The organism is Pseudomonas sp. HMSC08G10, assembly GCF_001808425.1.
GTDB classification, from domain to species: Bacteria; Pseudomonadota; Gammaproteobacteria; order Pseudomonadales; family Pseudomonadaceae; genus Aquipseudomonas; species Aquipseudomonas guariconensis.
Window position 1 is genome coordinate 164,496 of sequence record NZ_KV793311.1, and the last position, 897, is coordinate 165,392.

The 897-nt window shown below is 63.4% G+C and carries 2 protein-coding genes; both read left to right on the forward strand.

Features of this window, described 5'->3' with window-relative positions:
• Positions 1 to 669 (forward strand): cbb3-type cytochrome c oxidase subunit I (locus HMPREF3173_RS25045; protein WP_256544505.1); only part of this gene is annotated, 669 nt, incomplete at its 5' end.
• A gap of 13 nt (positions 670 to 682) precedes the next feature.
• Positions 683 to 897 (forward strand): cbb3-type cytochrome c oxidase subunit II (locus tag HMPREF3173_RS25050; RefSeq protein WP_256544506.1); only part of this gene is annotated, 215 nt, incomplete at its 3' end.

Genomic DNA, 897 nt, shown 5'->3' on the forward strand with positions numbered 1-897 from the left:
TGGGCAGGCCCGCACCATCTGCACTACACCGCCTTGCCCGACTGGGCGCAGTCATTGGGCATGATCATGTCGCTGATCCTGCTGGCGCCGAGCTGGGGCGGGATGATCAACGGCATGATGACCCTCTCCGGTGCCTGGCACAAACTGCGCAGCGACCCGATCCTGCGCTTCTTGGTGGTCTCGCTGGCCTTCTACGGCATGTCCACCTTCGAAGGCCCGATGATGGCCATCAAGACCGTCAACGCCCTCTCCCACTACACCGACTGGACCATCGGCCACGTCCACGCCGGCGCCCTCGGCTGGGTCGCGATGATCTCCATCGGCGCGCTGTACCACACCATTCCAAAGGTGTTCGGCAAGGAGCGCATGTACAGCATCGGCCTGATCAACGCGCACTTCTGGCTGGCGACCATCGGCACCGTGCTGTACATCGCCTCGATGTGGGTCAACGGCATCGCCCAGGGCCTGATGTGGCGCGCGGTCAACGCCGACGGCACGCTCACCTACTCCTTCGTCGAGACCCTGGTGGCCAGCCATCCTGGCTTCATCGTCCGTTTCGTCGGCGGCGCGATCTTCCTCAGCGGAATGTTGCTGATGGCCTGGAACACCTGGCGCACCGTGCGCGCACCGGCCACCGACGCCGCCCCTGCGAACGCCCAGTTGGCCTGAGGAGACACGCCTGATGAAACACGAAGTCATCGAAAAGAACGTAGGCCTGCTGGCATTGCTGATGGTCTTTGCCGTCAGCATCGGCGGCCTGACCCAGATCGTCCCGCTGTTCTTCCAGGACGTCACCAACAAGCCGGTCGAAGGCATGAAGCCCTACACCGCCCTGCAGCTCGAAGGCCGCGACATCTACATCCGTGAAGGCTGCGTTGGCTGCCACTCGCAGATGAT